The organism is Iodobacter sp. (assembly GCF_025352645.1).
Classification (GTDB): domain Bacteria; phylum Pseudomonadota; class Gammaproteobacteria; order Burkholderiales; family Chitinibacteraceae; genus Iodobacter.
The window spans coordinates 1-20,343 of sequence record NZ_JANXSO010000047.1; the positions used below are offsets into that span (position 1 = coordinate 1).

Annotated in this window: 16 protein-coding genes; 9 read left to right on the plus strand and 7 right to left on the minus strand. The window is 43.6% G+C overall.

What is annotated here, in order from left to right:
* Positions 1 to 100 (plus strand): integrase core domain-containing protein (locus Q0R17_RS06420; protein WP_293933196.1); only part of this gene is annotated, 100 nt, incomplete at its 5' end.
* A 484-nt stretch (positions 101 to 584) separates the two neighbouring features.
* Here Q0R17_RS06420 and Q0R17_RS06425 read toward each other — a convergent pair.
* The gene (locus Q0R17_RS06425; protein WP_293933134.1) at positions 585 to 4,031 is read right to left on the minus strand and encodes a DUF748 domain-containing protein; all 3,447 of its coding nucleotides are present in this window, start codon (positions 4,029 to 4,031) and stop codon (positions 585 to 587) included.
* A 129-nt stretch (positions 4,032 to 4,160) separates the two neighbouring features.
* On the opposite strand from Q0R17_RS06425, the gene Q0R17_RS06430 reads away from it, so the two are divergent.
* The 4 genes from Q0R17_RS06430 (at position 4,161) to Q0R17_RS06445 (ending at position 7,193) form a co-directional block, all read left to right on the plus strand.
* Entirely contained in the window at positions 4,161 to 4,640 is a 480-nt protein-coding gene (locus Q0R17_RS06430; RefSeq protein WP_293933136.1) for a CidA/LrgA family protein, read from the plus strand.
* The gene (locus tag Q0R17_RS06435) at positions 4,637 to 5,320 is read left to right on the plus strand and encodes an LrgB family protein (protein ID WP_293933138.1); all 684 of its coding nucleotides are present in this window, start codon (positions 4,637 to 4,639) and stop codon (positions 5,318 to 5,320) included. The genes Q0R17_RS06430 and Q0R17_RS06435 overlap by 4 nt, the downstream gene beginning before the upstream one ends.
* Before the next feature lie 146 nt (positions 5,321 to 5,466).
* Positions 5,467 to 6,186 (plus strand): EAL domain-containing protein, encoded by a 720-nt coding sequence (locus tag Q0R17_RS06440; RefSeq protein WP_293933140.1) that lies wholly within the window; start codon positions 5,467 to 5,469, stop codon positions 6,184 to 6,186.
* A 116-nt stretch (positions 6,187 to 6,302) separates the two neighbouring features.
* Positions 6,303 to 7,193: an endonuclease gene (locus tag Q0R17_RS06445; protein WP_293933142.1), complete on the plus strand. Its 891-nt coding sequence runs from the start codon at positions 6,303 to 6,305 to the stop codon at positions 7,191 to 7,193.
* 55 nt (positions 7,194 to 7,248) lie between these two features.
* Here Q0R17_RS06445 and Q0R17_RS06450 read toward each other — a convergent pair whose 3' ends face one another.
* Positions 7,249 to 8,538, minus strand: coding sequence for a chitinase (locus Q0R17_RS06450; RefSeq protein WP_293933144.1), 1,290 nt, complete (start codon positions 8,536 to 8,538; stop codon positions 7,249 to 7,251).
* 269 nt (positions 8,539 to 8,807) lie between these two features.
* Here Q0R17_RS06450 and metF point away from each other — a divergent pair, with 269 nt between their 5' ends.
* Positions 8,808 to 9,638, plus strand: coding sequence for a methylenetetrahydrofolate reductase [NAD(P)H] (gene metF, locus Q0R17_RS06455; RefSeq protein ID WP_293933146.1), 831 nt, complete (start codon positions 8,808 to 8,810; stop codon positions 9,636 to 9,638).
* Here metF and Q0R17_RS06460 read toward each other — a convergent pair.
* From Q0R17_RS06460 to Q0R17_RS06475, 4 genes are all read right to left on the minus strand, one after another.
* Complete coding sequence (locus Q0R17_RS06460; RefSeq protein ID WP_293933148.1) at positions 9,610 to 11,427, minus strand: GGDEF domain-containing protein; 1,818 nt, start codon at positions 11,425 to 11,427, stop codon at positions 9,610 to 9,612. The two genes, metF and Q0R17_RS06460, sit on opposite strands and share 29 nt — an antisense overlap.
* A gap of 62 nt (positions 11,428 to 11,489) precedes the next feature.
* The gene (locus Q0R17_RS06465) at positions 11,490 to 12,671 is read right to left on the minus strand and encodes an ABC transporter substrate-binding protein (protein ID WP_293933150.1); all 1,182 of its coding nucleotides are present in this window, start codon (positions 12,669 to 12,671) and stop codon (positions 11,490 to 11,492) included.
* A 127-nt stretch (positions 12,672 to 12,798) separates the two neighbouring features.
* Positions 12,799 to 13,398, minus strand: coding sequence for a 2OG-Fe(II) oxygenase (locus Q0R17_RS06470; RefSeq protein WP_293933152.1), 600 nt, complete (start codon positions 13,396 to 13,398; stop codon positions 12,799 to 12,801).
* Complete coding sequence (locus Q0R17_RS06475; RefSeq protein WP_293933154.1) at positions 13,373 to 15,379, minus strand: site-specific recombinase; 2,007 nt, start codon at positions 15,377 to 15,379, stop codon at positions 13,373 to 13,375. The genes Q0R17_RS06470 and Q0R17_RS06475 overlap by 26 nt, the downstream gene beginning before the upstream one ends.
* 343 nt (positions 15,380 to 15,722) lie before the next feature.
* Between Q0R17_RS06475 and Q0R17_RS06480 the strand changes: the two genes are divergently transcribed.
* Complete coding sequence (locus Q0R17_RS06480; RefSeq protein ID WP_293933156.1) at positions 15,723 to 17,696, plus strand: DUF2298 domain-containing protein; 1,974 nt, start codon at positions 15,723 to 15,725, stop codon at positions 17,694 to 17,696.
* Positions 17,697 to 17,878: 182 nt separating this feature from the next.
* Here Q0R17_RS06480 and Q0R17_RS20045 read toward each other — a convergent pair whose 3' ends face one another.
* Positions 17,879 to 18,082, minus strand: a complete 204-nt coding sequence (locus Q0R17_RS20045) for a DUF1289 domain-containing protein (RefSeq protein WP_293933158.1) — start codon at positions 18,080 to 18,082, stop codon at positions 17,879 to 17,881.
* Between the two features lie 135 nt (positions 18,083 to 18,217).
* Between Q0R17_RS20045 and Q0R17_RS06490 the strand changes: the two genes are divergently transcribed.
* Both Q0R17_RS06490 and Q0R17_RS06495 read left to right on the plus strand, forming a co-directional pair.
* Positions 18,218 to 19,036 (plus strand): UDP-2,3-diacylglucosamine diphosphatase, encoded by an 819-nt coding sequence (locus Q0R17_RS06490; RefSeq protein ID WP_293933160.1) that lies wholly within the window; start codon positions 18,218 to 18,220, stop codon positions 19,034 to 19,036.
* On the plus strand, positions 19,033 to 20,079 hold the full coding sequence (locus tag Q0R17_RS06495; RefSeq protein ID WP_293933194.1) for a glycosyltransferase family 1 protein: 1,047 nt from the start codon (positions 19,033 to 19,035) through the stop codon (positions 20,077 to 20,079). Before Q0R17_RS06490 ends, Q0R17_RS06495 begins: the two co-directional genes overlap by 4 nt.
* Positions 20,080 to 20,343 lie beyond the last annotated feature (264 nt).

Consider the following 20,343-nt stretch of genomic DNA (forward strand, 5'->3'; position numbering starts at 1 on the left):
AGAAACCGCAACGCAATGGCTTTGGACTTACAATAACGAACGTCCGCATATGGGATTGGGCGGCATCACCCCGAAACAAAAACTGGCATTACATGCCTAGCCTCTACTTTTAAGTGAGCTTAAAAACGGGGGGATTACCGCGACATGATGAGTAACCAGCCCCCTGAGTAAGTTGGAATCCCTGAAAAGAGAGTATCTCAACTATCCTGACACAGGGGGCGTGCTAGCGCACCATAAAGCCTTATTACCAACACTATTACTCTCTAGATATACAAAAAACACAAAGTACGCGAGCGCATTAGAAAGAGAATATTGCTTTCCATTTTTACACTCCACCCCTTATTTCAATCCTATCAACTTAAGCAATCTGCCATTCTTAGGGCCGGTGCAACCGAGTAATGCTGAAAAAAATGCGGGTTTCACTCGCCCTAAGATGTTTCAACGCTTGCAATAGATAGATCTAAGTTAATCGCTTAAGGTTTAACGATCCACAGTGCCCTTAAGTTGATAGGATTACCCTTTATTTGTGTGTCTTTGTTGGTTGTGCTACCTATCACAGCACAACGACTATTCATTTTAAAAGCTTACTTCAAATCAAACTGCACCCGTGACTTTTTATCTTGGCTGCTATTAAATTTGGCTTTAACCACAAACATCCTAGCCTCCTCCACCCCTGCGGTTAGTAAGGCCGCTTTCACCAATAAAGCACGCCTCAAGCCAAGAGCGTATAGATCATCATCTTTTACCTCGATATGCTCGGTCATTAATTTTTCCATCTCTACAATAGAGAGCGATTTATCAAAGCCAATCAGGTTAGTCGGCTTTGCAAAGGTTTCTTTCTTATAGGCCTGCTCTAGCAAATAAGGATATTCATCCTTTGTCAGTGCTAACTGGCTATCATCGTCAAGATATTGAGCGTTTTCTGATAATTTTGCCAACTTTAAAGCAAGTACTTTTCTTTGTAAGATTCTCTTCTTTAACGCTTCTCGATCAATAATTGGATCTAAGTAACTTCGAATATCCAGTTTTAAAGCTGGGCGATCCTTCAGTATCTCAGCTAACTTCTTAATACTTTTTATAGCCATCTCATCTGTTTTTTCACTACCATCAATAAAGGTAATATGTGATAGCGTAATATTTTCCCCTCCAAAGCTATTAGCTAATACATCAAAGGGGGCGGTCACCATTTTCTCCATAAGATTAGAAATGACCTGTAAAACAATTCCACTGACACTAAAATCAGGGTCATCTAAAGAGCCCTCAATCGGGATATTTAAATTAATTTGCCCTCGGCGATCCGTTAATAATGACAACGCTAATTTAACGGGAAGCGTAGTTGCGGTTTCACTCGCTATTCTGTCATCACTTAAAATAAATTGGTCTAAAAATAATTTATTATTTGATAATAATTTATTATTTTCAATTTTATAAGAAATATCCATAGATAACTTGCCTTTCTCTATCCCATAGCCAGCGTATTTACTGGAATATGTTGAGGCAGAAGCTAAATCATAACTTTTCACTCCACCTTTAAGATCAAGAAATATTTTCTTAGCCAATGGGTTAAACGCCCCACTTACCTTAACAGGTGCAACCTTATCTACAAATCCATGTAGATCTAATTGTGCCAATGCGTTGTCTGCACTAGACAAGCCATTAATCACCCCAGCCATGCCGGTTAAATTAGCGGTAAAGTTAGGTTTAATAAAGAAATCACTATAGCGAATATCCCCATTACTAAAGACAATCTTCTGAATATTGATTGGCGCTAAAGAAGCTGTATTGTTAATTACAGGAACAGCTGCCGTGACTGAACTCGCCTGCTGCACATTGGCAACCGATACTTGCTTACCACCACGCACCAAAATATCTTGTAAATTTAAACGCCCAGTAGGTGACAAAATCAATCGAGAGTAAAAATTATCTAAAGCAAGCTCAGCAATATCAACGCGCAACGGAGATAAAGCAATATCAACGCCTTTAAATCCTAATTTATTCCATTTTAAAAAAGCCGTAGAGGTTTGTTTATCTAAGGCATAGAAGTTATCCACACTTAGTAAACCACGATAGCGCCCATTTAGTTTAGGCTCAGTAACGACTTGCAACTCCCCTTTAGCATTTAAAAAACCTCTAGCCAAAGATACGTTGATATATTTAGTAAAATAGGGTTGTAAAAAAGTGGCATCAACATTACGCACGTCAATCGCCACTTTACTAGCAAAAGGCAAGGGAGTCACATCACCCGCTATATTAATTAAACCTTTATTTCCCCATTTTCCCGTTAAGCTTAATATACCTTTGCTACCTTGCTTACTATCAAAATGATCAAAACCCAAAGCAATATCACGTATAAAAATGGTAGGAGCATGTGCTAAGCTTTTATCAGCGACATCAAGCTTCCAATCATTAATGTCTATTTTTTCAACTTGCACCCGCCATGGTGCAGCAGGCGTAGCGGCAGTAGCTGGCTCCGGCATAAGTGTTGCTAAATTTAACTGCCCATTAGCCAATAACTGAGCCTCTAATTGCCCTTGCTTGCTTTCTATACTTGCCGCTTTTATTAATTGCTGAACAGAATCTAGCTCAAGTGATTTTATAGCTAGCTGATTAACTAGCAATAAAGGTTTATTTGCTTGCTGTAGCGCTAGATTACTTAATTCTACATCGGTATCTTTTAAAGTATAAATAAGTGGATTTACACTGATATAGGCTATTGTTGCTATATTCAATAAACCATCACTTATTTCACCCTTGAAATATGGCGCAAGATATTGGTTATAATGGGCCAGCTTTAACTTTGAAGCATTTATTTTTCCAGCCAAGCTAAATGGATGAGTTTGTATGCTTAAGTCAGCCAATAGCTGTTCCCCATCGGGGCTATTTACGGCCAATTTTACAGGAAGTTTTTTATTTCCCTGATTAACAAAGCCATGTACATCAAACTTAATTGCATCAAAAATAAAATTTTGATAAGTAATTCGGCTATTAATCACTTGGAAATGGCCAATATCCAGCAGCATTTTAGTCTTAGTTGTAGGCGGGCTTGCAGGCTTATTAACTAGCTGCAGGGCTTTTTCCAGTACTATATCTAAAGCATCAACTTTAATATCTGCAAAGCGATATTTTTCAGCGAGTGGCTCAAAATCTTTTAGCTTCAAGGTTAGTTGATTTATTTTTACAAAAGGCTGTTTAGCTTGCTCTATATTCACATTATCAAACTGTAGTGGCCCCTCTAGCACGAATCTTGAGTTGTCTTTTTCCATATTAAAAACAATATTAATTTTCCCTGACACCTGGGTAGATAGCAGTCTTAATTCATCAGGGAGTACAATGTAGTTAACATATTTATTTATATCTAATTTATTTAGAGAAAATGATAAACGTGTTTCTTTTTCGCGAGTAAATGGCTTACTTGTTGCTGCAATATTAAAAGGAGCGCCATTAATTTTACCTGACATACTAGGCTGAATATATTCATTAACACGATGTTCTAAAGTAGAAACAAAGGGTAATGCTAGCTGAAAGTCACTGAGTTTTTGCTGGGTATGCAGTAGTTGATCGTCAAAATTAAGCGACCCTTTTACAACTCTAATATTATTTAATGAAAATTTTGGCCAGTTATCATCTTTTTTTGTCTTATCGTCTTTTACTAGTAAATCAGAAAAATTATATTTGTGATCATTGATGCGAACAATATTAATCTGTGGTTCAAGTAACGTTATTTCATTAATAATAGGGGCCTTCCTCCACAAGGAAGCCCATTCAATATCTAGTGCTAAAGTTTTAAATTGTGCAAATGGTGTTTTGCCATCAGTAATTTTGCCGTTATACAAAGTGGCTTGCAACGTAAAGGGGTTAAAATCTACTTTCTCTATACTGACATTTCTATGCAATACTGAAGAAAGCATATTTTCTAAGCGTGGCTGTGCCCAGTGAGGTAGCCACATACTCCCCACCGCGCCCCAGATGCCCAGTAATAAAACAAAAAACAGTAAGCAGCGCTTGAAGCCTGTATCGATAAGACTGCTCATTAAATAATGCCCATTTTTCAGTAAATAAGCTCTATTCTAAGCCCTGTCTTTGCAGCTGCCTATGGGATAAAAGAGCAGAATGCCTGATACGTGCCCCTTGTCACTCATATAGCGGCTTAAGCCTTAGCGATGGCAATAAGTCATTTAGGTGATCAATCTAATGCGCGTAAAATAAGCCCCAATATGACAGGAGTGTATGTGGTGGCCAGCAAGCTGTTTTCCTTTACCCGTGTTTTAGCCCAAATTGGCTTACTGATTGCAATTTGGCTAGCATCTGATTGGCTAGTCGTAAAAGTAGACTTACCTGTACCAGGAGGCGTGCTGGGCTTAGGCTTTGTATTTGTGTTACTGCTACTGGGTGCACCATTAAATTGGGTAAAGGATGGTGCAGAATGGCTGCTGGCAGAAATGCTGCTTTTTTTTGTACCCGCCGTGGTGGCCCTCGTCAAATATAAAGCTTTGTTTATCGCCGAAGGTTGGCAGTTGTTGGTGGTGATTTTTCTTGGCACCACCTTAGTCATGTGTGTAACGGCTACTGTGGTTGATCGCTGCTTTAAATGGGAACACCGCTTACGCTTGGCCCGTGTCAAAAAGCGATCAGCATCATGAGTATTATTGCGCTTACTTGCTTTCTACTGACTATTGGCGCGTACGTGCTGGCCAAATATTTATATGCGCGTTATACACGCTGGTGGCTTGCCCCCTTGGTTCTAACGCCTACACTGCTGGTTGTCTTTATGCTGTTCACCCATATCCCTTATGAGGTTTATTATAAAGACACCCGCTGGTTGTTATGGTTACTTGGCCCTGCCACCGTTGCTTTTGCAGTGCCACTCTATGAATACCGCACTTTAATGGTTAAGCATTGGCTCTCTTTATCTGCAGGCGTAATTGCCGGTTGTTTTACTGCTCTACTTAGCTGTATGTTATTGGCTAAGTTATTTCATTTATCGCCAGAGCTCACTCGCAGCCTGTTACCTAGATCAATTTCCACCCCCTTTGCCCTCGCAGTATCTGGCACTTGGGGAGGCTCGCCGGAGCTAACCGCTTTATTTGTCGTGATTACCGGTTTAATGGGCATGCTATTTGGTGAGTTTATGCTGCTGATTTTACCCCTACGCTCCCGCTTAGCCAGAGGCGCTTTATTTGGTGCTGCAGCCCATGCCGTAGGTACCGCAAAGGCAAGGGAAATTGGCAATGAAGAAGGGGTAGTCGCCTGTATCACCATGATGGTTTCAGGCGTAGTTATGGTGTTAATTGCCCCCTTACTGACACCGCTTTTTACTTGATAAATCAATAGCATCTTTTGGGCGTGTTGCATGCTGCTATGCTCACGCCTCAATAATAACTGACAAAAAAAGAAAATATTTTATTGCCCATAGCCTTACTAAGTCATTATAAAATATGATAACTATTCTCATTAAAAACAAGAGCAATGCCTAAATTATCCCCAATCCTATTGCTTGATGTGATTCAACAGCAACGGTTTGGCGTTGAATATCAGCCATTAATTCATACGCACAATTTAGAAACAATCGCCCATGAAGCCCTAGCCCGCTTTTATCGCGCCGACGAGCAATTGCTGCGCACAGATCATTTATTTAATGAGCTACACCATAGCCCACTGACGCTATTTCAAGTGGAATATTGTATGAAGCAATTGCAATTAGAAAACGCTCCTGCTGGGGAGTTATTTTTAAATCTAGACCCTGATGCTTACGCCGTAGCCGATATTGCTGGGGAAGAAAATCCTTTACTCTCTCTTATTCATTGCCGTAGTGATATTGTATTAGAGATAATCGAAAATAGTGATATTTCTGATGCACGCCAAAGTGCTAATATGGCCAAAGCATTCCATGAAAAAAATATCCAGCTAGCATTGGATGACATTGGCTCCCCCCATTCAATGCTATCCCTCCCGATTTTAATTACCGTAGATTGCTTAAAGTTTGATCGCAGTTGGTTTAATGAGCTTTATTTACCCAATCATCGCATGGCCTTAGAAAGCCTTATTCGTTATGCTAAAGATACCGGCAAGCGTACTGTATTAGAAGGTATAGAAACACCAGAACAACTAGAAATTGCCCGCCAGCTAAATGTAGATATGGTGCAAGGTTTTTTATTTAAACAGCGCTTTATTCAGGTCAGAGCTTAAAAGCAAGACATTGATAATATCCCTCTTGTAAACATCATCTAATAAAATGGCAATGGTCATTGGCCACTTGCAATCTATCGCTCGGCCTTAAATTAATATAGGAATATGTGTAAGTAATGCAGTTCAATAAAAAGTATGCCCCGCACACCACTTCAATTATTGTTTTATTCTGCAGTCTTTTTTTAAGTGCTTGTGACGATAGTAATATTGCTCAAGTCGAAAAAATAGTGCACAGCAAAGAAATTAAAACCTTAGCCAAGCTCGGCGAAATCGCCCTCAGTCAAGTCTTTAAAAATGAAGAAGCGCCAACACCCGATCCAAACAACAATTCATTAGATCCCGTAGAGCTAGTCACGGGCCGTACCGCCGTTGGCCAGCGCGATTTCAATCGTGCCAAGCAAGTTTTACCGGATGTGTTTCGCGGTATGGAAAGCGATTTTTACTGTGGCTGCGCCTATAAGGGCAAAGAAATGGACTTGGCCAGCTGTGGCTACACCCCCAGAAAAAGCGAAACCCGCGCCCAGCGTTTGGAATGGGAGCATGTGGTTCCGGCTTGGGTGTTAGGCCACCAGCGGCAATGTTGGCAAAATGGCGGGCGCAAAAACTGTAGCGATAATGATCCGCAATTTAAAAGCGCCGAAGGAAATTTGGTGAATTTAGTGCCATCAGTCGGCGAGGTAAATGGCGATCGCAGCAACTTTGCCTATAGCGCATGGACGCGTAATCCTGAGCCTATGTATGGCCAATGCAAAACCATTGTCGATTTTAAAAATAAAAAAGCCCAGCCTAGGGAGGAAGTACGTGGCCGCATTGCGCGAATTCATTTCTATATGTATGAGCGCTATCAACTCAGCCTATCCAAGCAAGATCAGCAGCTGATGTGCGCTTGGGCAAAAACTTATCCGGTAGATGATTGGGAGGTGAAACGCAATCAGCGCATTATTAAGCTGCAAGGCGATGGCAATCACTTTGTGAGCGAGAGCAAGCTCGCTCAATATTGCGTTTAATGCAAAGCTGAAGCGATCTCTATGCCAGTAGATCGCTTCAGTGCCTTTGCAACGCTTACGGCAGTATTTTTAAGGCCGCCGCAGCAGGTTTAGAGAAGTTATAGCCATCGTGTTTATCCCAATTAATCGACCAAGTCATCACGCCTCGATAATCTGGATAAGCTTTGGTGGGCTTAATGCTGCCACAGTTTTTTAATTGAGTTAAGCAGCTCAGTGAATCAGCCACCACTTTGGCAGTTACAAAACCCCGCCCCGCCGATTGTGGCCCCGACGGTACGCCAAATGCCACCTGATCTGGGCGTAAGCCTTTAAACACCCACCCCGTGCCATAACTAGTGGCAAAGCCATCGATCAGCATCATGCTGCCCGCCACCAAAGCATCTACCGTGCCCTCATTTAGCGTGGCGGTAGAATACGGTGAGGTGAAGCCACCATTATTGTAATACTGCACATGTAATACCGTCAGCTCATCCCTAAGGCCATCAATAATCGGTAAGTAAGCACCCCAGATACTGCCGTAAGCAATATAGCCACCTTGTACATAAGGATGTTCGGGTGCCATCGATAGGTAAAAGCTTGGCCCTACCTTGGCTTTAAGCTGCTTCACTCCCGTGATGAGATTATTAATAATCGGTGCGCCAATGGATACGCCGCTGCCGCCTTCCAAATCTAAATCAATTCCATCAAAACCATACTTGCTGATAATGGCATACAGGCTATCCACAAAGTGGCTCACATCCGAGGCATTATTCAGCGTAATCGAGCCATCCTGCCCACCTAAAGACAAGACCACTTTCTTGCCCTTGGCTTTTAAGCTGGCCACATCGGCGATAAATTTCGCCTCGCCACCCGCGTTTTTATCCAAATTAAACGCCACCGTGCCGCCACCTGCATTATCTGCAAACGCTACTACCACCACACTCCAATCATCACTCACCAAGGCCAGCGGGAAAGTATCCCCGGCAGGATTGGTGAAGTTATGCCAATAGCCCACTAAAGCATGCTTAGCTAGGGTGCCTGGAGTTGGAGTTGGAGTTGGAGTTGGAGTTGGAGTTGGAGTTGGAGTTGGAGTTGGAGTTGGAGTTGGAGTTGGAGTTGGAGTTGGAGTTGGAGTTGGAGTCGCAACAAGCTTCCATAGAGAAGGCGCTGCTGCGGGGTTCCAATTGGCACCCACATAGGCAGTGTGCGTCACAAGGGCCTGATAGGTTTTCCCCAAATAAGCCACCTGTGTGCCGCTATTATAAGTGTTACCTTCTTGCCAATTATCCAAAGCAAATGCTGAAAAACTCAGCATCAGCGAGGCAATTAACATGGCAATACGGGTGCTGCTAGTCTTTTTAGTCATAACTCCATCCTTATTAAGTATATTGAAAGTGCCCACTACTTTCTATGAAGTAATTTTAAGCACGACGTCAGCATACAACAAGTCAATAAAGACGTAAGCCTTTGAATATAAAAAAATATTTATTTAAACGTGCCACAGCATCATCTATATGACGAGCCCATTTCCCGCGAAAATTATTAATATCTTTCATCTTTGCAATGAATAGCCTGCATGCAATCTCTAATGCGACAATGTTAAGATGAATCGATTAGTGCTTTGGATAAAAAAACATGACGCCTTCCCCTATCAGCTTTGAGTTTTTCCCGCCTAGAACCGCCGAAGGTGCAGAAAAACTACGCAATACGCGCAGGCAGCTCGCCCAATTTAAACCGGAGTTTTTTTCCGTGACGTTTGGAGCAGGCGGCACCACGCAAGAAGGTACGCTCAATGCCGTGCTCGACATCCAATCAGAAGGGCACGCTGCAGCGCCACACCTTTCCTGTGTGGGCTCCTCCAAAGAAAGTATCCGCAGCATTGTGCAAAACTATAAAGACCACGGCATTCGCCATATTGTGGCCTTGCGTGGTGATATCCCTTCAGGAATGAGGGATTTTGGCGAGTTTCGTTACGCCAATGAATTGGTCAGCTTTTTACGCCAAGAGTTTGGAGATTGGTTTCATATTGAAGTGGCAGCCTATCCAGAGTTTCACCCGCAGGCTCAAAGCGCCGAAGCCGATATTCGTAACTTTGTAAATAAAGTACGGGCAGGGGCAGATTCGGCCATTACACAGTACTTCTTTAATGCCGACGCCTATTTCCGCTTTGTGGATGAAGTGAATGCACGCGGCATCAATATTCCTATCGTGCCAGGCATTATGCCTATCCAAAATTTTAGCCAATTAGCTCGTTTTTCTGAAATGTGCGGCGCAGAAATTCCACGCTGGTTAAGGCTACGTTTACAAGCATTTGGCGACGATACCGCCTCTATTCGTGCTTTTGGCCTTGATTTCGTTACCGAACTATCTGACCGTGTATTAGCAGGAGGCGCACCCGGCTTGCATTTTTATACCCTCAATGCTGCCGGTGCCGTTTCTACAGTGTGCCAGCGCTTGGGGCGCTAGGCATTTTGGCAATATTCACCTGATTACGCCCACCGTGTTTAGCACGATACAGCGCTTGATCTGCCATGCGTAAGAAGTCAGCAGGGCTGGCTTCTTCATCCCCTAAAAAAATAGCCACCCCCTGACTCACGGTTAGAGGCCCGCCATCTGCCTGCAATAAGCCCAATTTAATAATCGCCAGCCGTATCCGTTCAGCCAATGATTTTCCAATACGCATATCTGTCTGAGGCAATAATAGTGCAAATTCTTCACCGCCAATCCGAGCAGCGCAATCCCCTGCTCGCTCGGCAAATTGCGCCAATACGGCAGCAATTTTCTTTAGCGCAATATCTCCTTCGCCATGCCCATAGGAGTCATTATATTGTTTAAATAAATCCACATCTAAAATGATCAGCAATAATGGCTTATCACTGCGGGTTGCTCGACGCATTTCTTGCAACAAGCAATCATCAAAAGCGCGGCGATTAGCAATATCAGTAAGGCCATCGTGATTAGCCTGCAATGCCAATTTTGCATTGGCGGCAAGTAAAGCCTCTTTAGCCGCCTGCAAAGCCAATTGTTGGCGATGATGTGCTAATACATTGGAACACAATCCCACCACCATTGGTAAGATACGCATTTCTAATTTAGAATACTGCCGATGAGGGTTTTTCAAACCTACAAATAAAACACCAAGGCGCTCTGCATTAAAATCAAAAGGTAAAGCCACTAATTTTGCTAGACTTAAATCTCGGCACAGCACTGCTTCACCACAGCTTGCATCTAACTCATCCGCACTATTAATAAAAAACACTGACTTAATATTTAAATTGTATTCACTAAGCTGATATAAAGCACGCCGCCCTAATATAAAATCAGCACGAAGCTTACGCCCCTCTTTATGCCATAAATACACCTCTTCTGGCAAAACATCATCTGAAAAACACACGGCAACTAAAGCATCTAACCCTAACAGTACGCCTGTTTGAGCCAATGTTTCCTCTAATCCAAATTGAGCCTGATTTAATGGCAACTCCAAATAACGCTGAGCATCTTTAGATAACATATGCAAAAAACCAGATAAATAAAGCGTTTCACCTGTACGCTGTGCCACTTCAATCTCTAATTGATCACGGCTTTCTGCCAAAGCATGAATTAATTGCTCGCGCTCTTGCTCATTTTTTAATAAATTACCTTGTAAGGATGCAAAGCCTTCTAATAAACAATCTAGCTCATCTTGTACCACGGTAGAAAAAGCAGGGGGAGCGGGTGCGTTTTCTATGCGGTTTGCTTGCAATAAATGAGTATGAATAGCCAAAGCATCCAAACGCCGTACCACAACACGGCGTAATAACCATTGCAAAACCAATAGAATACCCAGCACTAGAATAATTTGTGCAATAAAAAAAGGCAGTACTCGATATGCTAATTGAGACCATACCGCCGAGGCGTCGCCAATAAGACTTAATGTGCCAACCGTATTACTGCTATTTTTATGCACCAATGCAACGGAATAGCTAAACTCATTTTCAACCCGCTGGCTTAAGCCGCGCTCGTATCGAGCACCACTTGGCGTAATTAACACTACGCCAGCAATACTGGGTAAGGCCGCCAACGTATCGAGTTCTTCATTAATCGTAATTGGGTCAATATCCCATAGAGCCGCCGTTAAGCGTGGACCATGATTCTGTACAGTATTGCTGAGCCGTGAGCGTAATCCAGATGAAATATCAAAATAAACAATTCCTGCATACGCAACAATCAGAATCAGCATAAATAATATGCCAATCCGTAGTAATACTTTATTCAAGCGCTTCGCTATCGGTTGAAAATTTCGCTTTGATTTGGATAGCTTCGCCGAAGAATGGCCACTCACTTCATACTACTCCTTGCAATAAGCAGCTTACTATCCTGCGTGCAAGCCCTCGATTTATTTGTTTTTCCAGCTATTCTAGTCGAAACACAAGCATCCAAAGTAGCGAAAGATTCCCCGCTATAATGATTTATTTTAGGATTAATGGCTTTACTGTAACGTGAAAAATCATAAAGGCTTAAACCTTGACGGCTAAAGCGCGATAAAAATAAATCCGCATTATTTGCATTCACCATGCTAAACATAGGCAATTGTATTTGTGTACCTTGTGCGACAAAATCATAGCCATGTGCATAATCATACAGCAGCACCATACTCCATGCGCCTAATAGGAAGTGCCCTGCCGCTAAAGCGGTCAAACGGCCTTTCTTTATCATTGATATCGCATCATTAGAATGATTAATTGCTGAGACTAAAACAGCTTGGTCACGCCCATAACGGCGCTCCAAGCTAGACAACACCCCAAAAGCCATCAGGTCGTTAGAACACCATACTGCAGCTAAATCAGGATAGCGATCCAATAAGACGGTCATTTGCTCCGCAGCCAAGCCACGGCTCCAATTACCGTGAATAACTTGTTTAAGCTCTACATTGGGAAACTCTTGCAGTGCATCTTGTAAACCCAGTAAACGCTCTTGAGATGCGGGAGTAGATTTATCTCCTGCCATGGCCAACAATTGATATCGGCCATCTGCGGCAGGTTTTTTACTCTGCACCAAACGCTTTAATAATGTCTTGCCGGTTAAATAGCCTGCTTGGCGATTGTCTGATGTTAAGCTACCAATCCAGTATTTTAGTTTTTCCCTAGGCAGCCCTGATTGCATGAGTTGCTCCGAGGTTAAATCATTAAATGCTAGCAGTGTAGGAATATGTGCGCGCTCTGCAATCGCCAATAATGGTGGGGCCATTTGCCGCTCATTCACTACAATTAAATAATCCGGCTTTGCCTCTTGATCAATAGCATGCTGTAGCAATAAAGGCATGCGCAAATGATCGCGCTCAGCATAAATAATACGCAGCTCCATGCCTAAATCTTGCGCAGCAGCAGCCATAGATTGGCTTACGCTTACCCAAAATGCTTCGCTAGTTTTGCCTGGATTAATAAATAAAACCGAAATAGCCCAGCTAGGCGAGCTACTTAACAGCAATATCAAAATAAAACAACGACGAAAAAGACTCACATATCACCCATATAATGAATAGGGCGAGCATTATGATGCAGCATGATTACTACTTCCCCAAATGGCGGCCCCGATGTGGCTATTTCACCATTGTAATACGTGCCAATGAAATGGCCTATGAACTGAATCATATAAGGCGGCGGCGAAACCACCCTGTAAGTGACAAGCGTTCTCGCTTAGAAACCAAGACTTCATGCTCAAATTGATTAGACAAAAATACCACCAAACTACCACCCACAGGAGCAATATCCATATATTGCTCCTCACCTAAATATAAACGCAATTCACCCCCATCATGAGCTTGCCATGCTGGGTTTAAATATAAAACGATGGTCACAACCCGAGTATCTTCTCCACGGTGCTGATCTAAATGGCGCTTATAAAAACTACCAACTGGGTATATAGCAAAATGACATTCCAACTCATCCAAGCCCAAATATAACTGGGAATTCAGCGCATATTTTAATTCAGCTAACTGCGCTAATGCCGTAGCCGCCAGAGGGTCTGTTGGCTCAATCCAACAAATTTCATCCCCTCTAATTTGCTCAAGCACGGCATGGCCTGCATTACGGCCAATTCCAGCCTGATGAAATAAATTTTTTCGCTCTCGCATGACTTGAGCAAGTGCATTTACTTCATGCGGCTTTAAAAACTGCGGTAACACGGCAAAGCCATTCTTAACCAAGCCATCTATAATGAATTCAATGCCCATTGCTCGTTGTTTCACTCGATGTATCATCTTTCGTAGGAATAAAAAAATCTGCAGGCCGCTTTAAAAAACGCCGCATCAATTGGCCCAATAATGGCCGAGTCTGCCTAAAGGATAATTTACGTGAGCGTAATGCCACCCAAAGCGCCAAAGAAAAACTGATCACAAGGTTGGTCATACCAATAATGCCCACACCTAGTAATGAAATCACTGCGATCTGCCAACTCATTTGGAAGTTCTGAGCAACAAGTACAAAAGAAAAATTAGCCGATGAAAAAGTAATATGGCGAATATCAATAGGCAAACCCAGCAAAGTACCCACAGTGCCAATAGAGCCTAGCATAATTCCAAAATAAAAATTACCCGCTAAAGCACCTAAATTATGCTCAATATAATTAGCCATTCTTTTCGCCCGGCCTTCTCCAAACCACCGTTTTAGCCAAGGTAGCGCCGCAATTCTCGCAGGAATTTCATTATAAATCGCTTTATTATCGTAATATCCTGAAATAAGCCCCGACATAAATAAGCACACGCCAGCAATCGCAGCATGAAAAATAGCTAGGCTGGCAATCGGGCTTAAATCGTGTAGCAAATGTTCAGCTTTTTCTACGCCTATAAAGGGCTCCCCTAGCTGCCACTGCCAAGCCATACCTAATAGTAAGGCCACTGGCATAGCCAGTAATACATTACCTGCAATAGCCACAAACTGAGTTCGGAACACACTAACAATGAGCTCGACTAGCTCGCTCAAACTATCTTTCTGCTTAGAAGAGTAGTGAATTGATGCAGCAATTTTAGCCGCAGTCATTGCTGGCTGTTTAGTAGCCACAGTAAAGTGCAGCATATGAATAAGCATAAAACCAAAGGCATAATTAAAACTAAACGCAATCGCCTCTAATACTAAAGGCAAATGCGCCTTGGTAATTAAAATCTTAAACATTGCCATAAAACCGACCACTATTCCTGCACCCGCTGCAGATTTAAACATCCCAGCCCAATCACGGCGTGTTTCAGCAATATAGTGCTCGCCAGTATGACTAGCATGTTCAGTGACTTGCAAGGCCAGCAATTCAGTATTTTCGGCAAATAAATCTCTTAAGCTATATTTGCGATTCTCTGCCAGCACAAAAGCATGCAGGGTATTAAGTAACGTGTTTGCTTTTTCTATTGATGGCTCAGGATTAGCTAAAGTTAATAGCGTTTTTAGCCTATCGATATGCTGCCGCAATCGAATCAGTAAGTAGGTAAGGCTAACCGACACACCCTGCTTGGCTGCGTTTTTACGCACTTTTGCAATTACGTCTTCGCACTGAGCCAGTAATACCCGAATCTGCAAATCATCTTCGCTAGGCTTACCATCATGAATTAAATCTTGGCGATAGCGCTCTATCCACGCTAATGTTTCTACATTCTGCCGCACAAAAGGAGATTCAAAGCGTTCAATATCAGGATGATTTTTAACAATTTCCGGCTCAAGCCCAATCGCAGAAACTCGGCAAGACAAAACTTGTATCGCTTCTAACATCTGTACCAAGGTGCGATTAATACTGTCACGATCCGTTTCATCGTGAAAATGCAGTGCTTTGCCTAAATCAAACCAAATTTCATGCGGTACATTGCCAAACCAAACATGATCCTCTGGGTGATTAAATACTGCAGCAAATAAATCTTTTAACGAGGCTAAATTAATAGTTGGAGGCAACAGCCGATGACCAATTCGCCTCACCAATGCATCATAAAGACTTTCATTGGAAAGAATACCCGTGTCGGTATAAAGGTGAACCTGCTTGCTGGTCGATAATATATGCAATAAGTGGCGGCGTAATCCGCTGCGCAGCTCAATATTTTGCTCAAGTAAATAACAGAGCGATTGAATATTATTGATCGCTTGTGTGGTGTCATCCAGTTTAGCGGGGCGTAATGCAGCAATCAGCTTGATGAGTAGCTCAACAGCTTGCTCTACCGTTGCTACTTGCATTGATTTTAATATTTTTTCCATTCAGGACTCTTTTTATATCATTCATATAAGAGCGTTTTAGTTTAAACGCCACATTACAGCATATTAAAGATGACCCCACTGCCACCTAGAATACAGAGATTTAAACCACTCATACTTAGCTCAACATGACTTGCTTTTAATAATCCAGCACGAATTGAACGGGAATCACGTATCGTTGGCAAGCCATCTTTTCCCTTTTCCCATTTATTACAATTTCGCATTACTCGCTCTGCAGCTCTTGCAAAAAATAGGCAGCTAGATTAGCTCATTTCATTTGATGGTTTATGTACAATCAAGCCAATAAAATCAGATCATCACCCTGATGACGATGCGGGAGAGCCATATGTATTTGATTTACTTAGTATTAACGGTCTTTATTCTGCTTATAAATTTAGCAGGATTAGGCCGCGTATTTACTTATTACTTTACTGACACCCAGCTTTCACGAGCCTGCGGCACGCTCACACTGATCACCAGCTTATTCTTTATTGAGCATTTCGTGGGCCTTGGCTCGCTCAGTTGGGTTTGGCCACTGAGTACACTTTGCAGTATTGCAATCCTATCCAAGCACTGGAAAACAGGCGGCTGGCGCTCAGAGCTACCCTTTTGGCTACCTTTTCTTTATGTTTTTGCTTGGCGCTTTGCCTTCCCTGATATTGATGGCCAATCTGAGCATCTTACCGACTTAGCCTTCGTTTCTAATTACATCAGTGGCAGCCGCCTTCCTCCCAGCGATGTTTGGCTGCCTGGTTACCAGTTTGATATCTATTACGGCTTCTTACATTACGCCACGGCATTAGCTGGCCGAATACTCGCGATCCCTGCTGGCTTAGCCATGAATCTAGGTTTTTGCTTAGCGATTGCTTTTAGCATCAGCTTAGCTTGGACTGTTATTAGCCATTTTTGTTCAGCAACTTGGAAAAAAGCCCTTGTCATCGCTGCTTTATTAATCGGTGGTACGGGCGTTTCTCCACTCTTACCCATACTTTACGCAGAAACCGACTCTAGCCCAATTGCTAGCACGCAAGCCGCCATAAATCAGCTATGGGCCAATACCCGCTTTGTAGGGCTGTATGATCAGCAAATCAATACCTCCGTCGGCACGGCCCTTTTTCCTAAAGCCGTAGAGGGCACAGCACGTGAGCTACCCCTTGAAACGCTAGCTTACTATATCTACCTCGGTGATTTACATCCGCCATTGGCAGGATTTGCGCTGCTGTTTTTTGCGTTAGCACTGATGATTAAATTAGAAAACACGCAACAAACCAAGTCACTTTCTATAGCGCTTGGGGCAAGCGTGCCCCTGCTCTTGGCCATTAATGCTTGGAATCTGCCCTTGCAAGGTTTGCTGCTACTAGCATGGTGTGGCTATCGCCGCTGCACAGGGCAAAGCTGCTATTTAAAATATCTAATCTTTGGCGCAAGCTTAGCCTTGCTACTGCTTTACCCCTTTATGAATAGCTATGCACCCAATGCGCTTTCAGCGGGGTTTGCCTTTGTTGCCGTCGAAGATCACACCCCATTACGCCAAGGCTTAGCTATTTGGTGGCCGGTGTTATGGCTGGCCGCCCTGGCCCTCAGCCAAGGAAAAGAAAACAGACTCGCACTGTGGAGCGCCGTAGGCGTATTACTTTTACTTGCTGCCATGGAAATAATCTATATCGATGATCCCCTTTCTGGCAGTTATAACCGGTTTAATTCCACCTTAAAATGGTGGTCTTGGCTTTATCCTGCAGCACTCTTATTACTGGGCTCAATGGCCTTAAGCAGCCAAGCCTACTGGAGGCGTTGCCTTGCTGTTGTCCCCTTGCTTGCCGTCTGCACGTATGCGCTACCGCAAGCGGAATATTGGCTTTATCAACCCAAAACCAGCCTTGGCCAATTTGCCGGAGATGGCTGGTTAAAAAATGATATTGCCCATCAGGCCATTCTTAAACACCTGCGTAGTGCCGAGAAAGGCTTGGTATTAGAGGGATTAGATGCTGGCTCCTACACCGCAGCCAGCGCCTTTGCCCTACATAGTGGCCAAGCCGCCGCCCTAGGTTGGCCAGATCATGAAAGTCTTTGGCGCAATCAAGCGGCCTTTATTCAAACCCAAGCGGGTAAAATCCGTGCTTTTTACCACGGTGCCTTGCCCGATGCAGGGCCTTGGCTAGTCAGCCAAAATATTCGCTACATTGTATGGAGCCGCTTCGATCAAGCCCGCGCCCCAGCGGCCTTTGCCTTACTTCGCCAACAACTTGATGCACAATACGCGTGGCGTGTACTGCTGGCAGAAAACGGCATGGAATTGGGCGTGTGGGAGCGACGTAATTAAATTTTAAACGGTCAAGATAACTGCCGTGGCCATATTAAATATCATGGATATTTAGCTAAAAGTGAGCCCACGAAAGGCATGAAAATAAGCATTTTTATAATGGGAATCGACCAAAAAGCGAGTTAATTTCCGTGTGTTTTTTTGCATTTCATGGATAAAAAATATCTTTGTATTAAATAAGTTTATCTAAGCCATGGTGCAGTTTTTCCCCCTAGCCGCCATTGCTCCTCTAATCGAGCCCAGATTTTCTCCTTCTGTTCCTCAGACATCATCACCCACGTTGATACTTCTACAACACTCCGGCCACAACCTCGGCATATCTCATCCCCTAGTGCCGTTGAGCAAACAGCGATGCACGGTGAGCTAGGGCGCTCTCTTTTTAACATACTCTCTCCACAATGAACCGCAGGCGGCAGCTCCGCCAGCGCCAAATTTAAAATACATTAAGCTGTCACATAAAGTACCCGAATCTGTCATCAAACATCGGCACTATTACCCAATCACCTAGCTGAGTTACTCGTATGTCGGAGAGCACTCTCAAGTTTCGTAGTATATGGATCTCTGACCTTCATCTTGGCACTTCAGGCTGCCAAACTGCATACCTACTTGATTTTTTAAAACACTGCGATTCAGACCATCTCTATTTAGTGGGCGATATCATTGATGGCTGGGCCTTAAGGCGCTCTTGGTTTTGGCAACAAAGCCATAATGATGTGATCCAGAAAATCCTCAGAAAAGCCCGAAAAGGCACCAAAGTAACCTATATCCCCGGCAATCATGACGAAGGTGCTCGGCAATTTTTGGGCCTCATGTTTGGTGACATTATCATTGAGGATGAAGTGATTCATACCATGGCCAATGGTAAACGCTTCTTAGTGCTACACGGCGATAAATTTGATGGCGTGGTGCAATGCGCAAAATGGCTAGCGATTGTTGGCGATCGCCTCTATACCATTACATTGAAACTGAATCATTGGTTTAACCGAGCTCGCGCCCGCTTAGGTTTAGGTTACTGGTCGCTTTCACAATTTCTCAAGCATAAAGTAAAAACAGCCGTTAGCTTTGTTTCTAATTTTGAAGTAGCGGTCGCCAATGAAGCCAAAGAACGTGGCTTAGATGGCGTCATTTGTGGCCATATCCACAAAGCCGAAATGCGTGAAATTGATGGTGTTCTTTATTGTAATGACGGCGATTGGGTAGAAAGCCTCACCGCCTTAGTTGAGTTAGCGGATGGTGAATTACGCATTATTACTTGGCAAAAATTCTTTATCGATCAACAAGCAGAGCTGATCAATTTATACGCTCCTCATCCTCCTCTTTTCGAAGGAATTGCAGCATGAATATTCTGATTGTGACAGATGCATGGGAACCTCAAGTCAACGGCGTAGTGCGCACACTCAAGCAAACGCGCCAAGAACTAGAACACTTGGGACACATCGTTGACGTGCTCTCTCCTCTCGAATTTCGCACCATTCCTTGCCCTACTTATCCAGAAATTCAACTTTCCTTGTTTCCAAGCAAAAAAATCGCCCAACGCATTAAAGCCTTCCATCCCGACGCTATTCATATAGCCACTGAAGGCCCACTCGGCTTAGCAGCACGCCGCTATTGCATTAGAAATAAGTTGCCCTTTACCACCGCTTACCACTCACGTTTTCCAGAATACGTTCAGCTACGCTTTGGCATACCCCTCTCTTGGACTTACGCTTGGCTAGCGCGTTTCCATAATGCAGCTGAGGCAGTCATGGCCCCTACTCACGTGGTGGTGAATGATCTAGAAGCACGCGGCTTTAAAAAAGTGGTGATGTGGTCACGCGGGGTAGATCTCAAAATATTCAGCCCAGGCGATAGAGATCGGCTACAAACTCGCCACCCCATCTTTGTATATGTAGGGCGTGTGGCGGTAGAAAAAAATATTGAAGCGTTTTTACAGCTCGATTTACCTGGCTCTAAATGGGTCTGCGGGGATGGCCCAGCCGCTACTCAATTACGCCTAAAATACCCCGACATCAATTGGCTAGGTGTATTAAGCCAAGAAGAATTAGCCAAAGTTTATAACGCAGCAGATTCCTTTGTTTTTCCATCCAAAACAGATACTTTTGGGCTGGTATTACTTGAAGCCATGGCCTGCGGCTGCCCCGTTGCCGCCTACCCCGTCACTGGCCCCATCGATGTAATAGGTAAAGATGGCCCAGGAGCACTCTGTGAAGACTTACAAAAAGCCTGCCTTGATTCATTAAAAATTAGCCGTGAAGACGTGCGCAAGCACGCCGAAAAGTTCTCATGGGCCGCAGCCAGCCAGCAATTTTTAGCCCATTTACATCCATTCACCCCCACCGCACAGAACGAGCTAGCACTGAGCATGGCCAACACCGGCGAGTAAACCCGCTCGGGCGTAGGTCGGGTTAGCAGTCTGCGTGCGGGTTATCTCACTCAGCGATCATCACGTAGCCCCACACGCAAATTACAGAAGGTTTCATTACACTAAGACTGAGTTTCCTCCATGCAAAGCAAAACCCCCGCCTCTTTCGAGTACGGGGGTTCTGTTTACTACATAAGGTGTCTGGCGATGACCTACTTTCACACAGGTAATCTGCACTATCATCGGCGCTAAGGTGTTTCACTGTCCTGTTCGGGATGGGAAGGA